Here is a 4,028-nt window from a genome sequence, read left to right on the forward strand (position 1 = left end):
ACCCTCGCGTCGTTTCGCGAGGACACGCCGGTGCACGTGCTGATCGTCGACGACGGCAGCACGCCGCCGATCGTCGCGCCCGACCTGCCCGGCCTCGCGATCGACGTGCTTCGCATGCCACAGAACGGCGGCATCGAGCGCGCGCTCGAGGCCGGCATCGACGCGCTCGCGGCGCGCGGCTTCCGCTATGCCGCACGGATCGACGCCGGCGACCTCGCCGCGCCGCAGCGCCTCGCGAAACAGCGCGCGTATCTCGACGCGCATCCGCGGGTGGCGTGCGTCGGCATGTGGACGCAGGTCGTGTCGCGTGCCGGCGAGCCGCGCTTCATGCTGACGCCGCCCGCCGATCCGCGCACGCTGCGCCGCACGCGTTTCCTGCGCTCGCCGCTCGTGCATCCGTCGGTCATGCTGCGCATCGACGCCGTGCGCGAAGTCGGCAATTACCGTGCAAAGTATCGGGCGGCCGAGGATCTCGATCTTTTTTTACGGTTAATGCAACGCTACGATTGCGCGAACCTGCCCGAGCTCGGCCTCTACTACGAGCTCAACGAGGGCGGGATCAGCGCGACCAAGCGCCGCCGGCAGCTGATGTCGACCCTGTCGCTGCTGCTGCGTCACTTCAACGTGCTGAACCCGTACGACTGGGCCGGCCTCGCCAAGAATCTGCTGCATTTCGTGATGCCGTACCGTACCTTGCAGCGGATCAAGCAGACGCTGTTCGCGGCGCGGCCGTCCGCGTAGTCCGCATTCGGCGTTTTCGGCGCTTTATTTTTTCTTTTTTTTCATGTCCGCTACTTCCTCGCTGCGCATCGCGCTCGTCTGCAACACGGCCTGGGCGATCTACACGTACCGCCACGGGCTGATCCGTGCGCTCGTCGCGCGCGGCGCCGAGGTCATCGTAATCGCGCCGCACGACCGCACGGTGCCGCTGCTCGAGCAGATGGGCTGCCGCTACGTCGCGCTCGCCGTCGCGTCGAAAGGTACGAGCCCGCGCGAGGATCTCGGCACGCTCGCCGCGCTGATGCGTCATTACCGTGCGCTGAAGCCCGATCTCGTGTTCCATTACACGATCAAGCCGAACATCTACGGGTCGATCGCAGCATGGCTCGCGCGCGTGCCGTCGATCGCGGTCACGACCGGGCTCGGCTACGTGTTCATCCAGAAGAGCCGCGCGGCCAGCGTCGCGAAACGGCTGTACCGGTTCGCGTTCCGCTTCCCGCGCGAAGTGTGGTTCCTGAACCGCGACGATCTCGCGACTTTCACCGACGAGCAGCTGCTCGCGCATCCCAAACGCGCGCGGCTGCTGCACGGCGAAGGCGTCGATCTCGAACAGTTTGCGCCGGTGCCGCTGCCTGCCGGCCGCGGCCCGGTGTTCATCCTGATCGGCCGGCTGCTGTGGGACAAGGGCGTGCGCGAATACGTCGAGGCCGCGCGCGTCGTGCGCGCCCGTTATCCGGACGCGCGCTTCCAGCTGCTCGGCCCGCTCGGCGTCGACAACCCGAGCGCGATCGGCCGCGCGGACGTCGATGCGTGGGTCGGCGAAGGCGTCGTCGAGTATCTCGGCGAAGCGCACGACGTGCGCCCGCACATCGCGGCGGCCGACTGCGTCGTGCTGCCGTCGTACCGCGAAGGCGTGCCGCGCACGCTGATGGAAGCGTCCGCGATGGGCCGCCCGATCGTCGCGACCGACGTGCCCGGTTGCCGCGACGTCGTCGCCGACGGCGAAACCGGCTTCCTGTGCCGCGTGCGCGACAGCGCGAGCCTCGCGGAGCAGCTGATCCGCATGATCGAACTGGGAGCCGCCGGACGCGACGCGATGGGTGCGCGCGGCCGCCGCAAGGTGGCGGCGGAATTCGACGAGCAGCAGGTCGTCGAACGCTACCGGCAGACCATCCATACATTGACCGGCATCACACTCTGAAGGAGCACATCAGAATGACCGCTAAAGGCACCATCCTCGTTACCGGCGGTGCGGGCTATATCGGCTCGCACACGGCCGTCGAGCTGCTCGACAACGGCTACGATGTCGTGATCGTCGACAACCTCGTCAACAGCAAGGCCGAAGCCGTTCGCCGGATCGAGCGCATCACCGGCAGGACGCCGGCATTCCACCAGGTCGACGTGTGCGACGAAGCCGCGCTCGCGAAGGTGTTCGATGCGCATCCGATCACCGGCACGATCCATTTCGCGGCGCTCAAGGCCGTCGGCGAATCGGTCGCGAAGCCGCTCGAGTATTACCAGAACAACCTCGGCGGCCTCCTCACCGTGCTGAAGATCATGCGCGAGCGCAATGTGCGGCAGTTCGTGTTCAGTTCGTCGGCGACCGTGTACGGCGTGCCGGAGCGCTCGCCGATCGACGAATCGTTCCCGCTGTCCGCGACCAATCCGTACGGCCAGTCGAAGCTGATCGCCGAGCAGATCCTGCGCGACCTCGAGGTATCGGACCCGTCGTGGCGCATCGCGACGCTGCGCTACTTCAACCCGGTCGGCGCGCATTCGAGCGGGCTGATCGGCGAGGATCCGGCCGGGATCCCGAACAACCTGATGCCGTACGTCGCGCAGGTCGCGGTCGGCAAGCTCGAGAAGCTGCGCGTGTTCGGCTCCGACTACCCGACGCCGGACGGCACCGGCGTGCGCGACTACATCCACGTCGTCGATCTGGCGAAGGGGCACATCGCCGCGCTCGACGCGCTCGCGAAGCGCGATGCGAGCTTCGTCGTGAACCTCGGCACCGGCCAGGGCTACAGCGTGCTCGAAGTCGTGCGCGCGTTCGAGAAGGCGTCCGGGCGCCCGGTGCCGTACGAACTCGTCGCGCGCCGCCCGGGCGACATCGCCGAGTGCTATGCGAATCCGCAGGCCGCGGCCGACCTGATCGGCTGGCGCGCGACGCTCGGAATCGAAGAGATGTGTGCGGACCACTGGAAATGGCAGGAGGGGAACCCGCGCGGTTTTGTATAATCCGCTGTCCATTTTTCGAGCGATCCCATGCTCAGCTTCGCGTCCGGCTTCATCGTCTCCCTGCTCGTCACGTTGTTCATCGTGCGCTATGCGCATCTGCACGAGAAATTCTCGATCGACAGCGACCTGGCCGGCGTGCAGAAATTCCATGTGCGGCCGGTGCCGCGTGTGGGCGGCATCGGCATCCTCGCCGGGGTCGTCGTTGCCGCGCTGATCCTGTCGCGGCGCTATCCGACGATCGCCGGCAGCATTCTCGGGATCGCCGCATGCGGGCTGCCGGCGTTCCTGTCGGGGCTCGTCGAGGACCTCACCAAGCGCGTGTCGCCGCGCGCGCGGCTGCTGTGCACGATGGGCGCGGCCGCGCTCGCGTTCTGGCTGCTGGGCATCGCGGTCAAGCGCATCAGCGTGCCGCCGCTCGATTTCCTGCTCGGCTACGTGGCCATCTCGGCGTTCATCACGGTGCTCGCGGTCGCGGCGCTCGCCAACGCGATCAACATCATCGACGGCTTCAACGGGCTCGCGTCGATGGTCAGCTTCATGATGTTCGCGTCGCTCGCGTATGTGGCCTTCCACGTGAACGACCCGGTCGTGATGTCGGCGTCGATCATCATGATGGGCGCCGTGCTGGGCTTCTTCCTGTGGAATTTTCCGGCCGGGCTGATTTTTCTCGGCGACGGCGGCGCGTATTTCATCGGCTTCATGCTCGCCGAGCTCGCGATCATGCTCGTGATGCGCAATCGCGAGGTATCGGCGTGGTATCCGGTGCTGCTGTTCATGTATCCGATCTTCGAGACGTGCTTCTCGATCTACCGGAAGAAGTTCATCCGCGGGATGTCGCCGGGGATTCCGGACGGCGTGCATCTGCACATGCTCGTGTACAAGCGGCTGATGCGGTGGGCCGTCGGGACCAAGCATGCGCATGATCTGACGCGGCGGAATTCGCTCACGTCACCCTATCTGTGGCTGCTGTGCCTCGTCGCGGTGATCCCGGCGACGCTGTTCTGGCGGCATACCGTGCATCTGTTCGTTTTTGTCGTGCTGTTCGCGCTCACTTATGTTTGGCTTTATCT

At 66.3% G+C, this 4,028-nt stretch carries 4 protein-coding genes; all 4 read left to right on the forward strand.

The annotated features are described in order from the left end of the window. Window positions 1-741, forward strand: a 741-nt coding sequence (locus Q3A80_RS31680) for a glycosyltransferase (RefSeq protein WP_446332714.1), incomplete at its 5' end; no start/stop codon positions are given. 43 nt (window positions 742-784) lie between these two features. Next, window positions 785-1,921: a glycosyltransferase family 4 protein gene (locus Q3A80_RS31685; protein ID WP_446332715.1), complete on the forward strand. Its 1,137-nt coding sequence runs from the start codon at window positions 785-787 to the stop codon at window positions 1,919-1,921. A gap of 14 nt (window positions 1,922-1,935) precedes the next feature. Next, window positions 1,936-2,958: a UDP-glucose 4-epimerase GalE gene (gene galE, locus Q3A80_RS31690; protein WP_446332716.1), complete on the forward strand. Its 1,023-nt coding sequence runs from the start codon at window positions 1,936-1,938 to the stop codon at window positions 2,956-2,958. 27 nt (window positions 2,959-2,985) lie between these two features. Beyond that, a partial coding sequence (locus tag Q3A80_RS31695; protein ID WP_446332717.1) for an MraY family glycosyltransferase occupies window positions 2,986-4,028 on the forward strand: 1,043 nt, incomplete at its 3' end.

This window comes from Burkholderia sp. SR8, assembly GCF_052851275.1.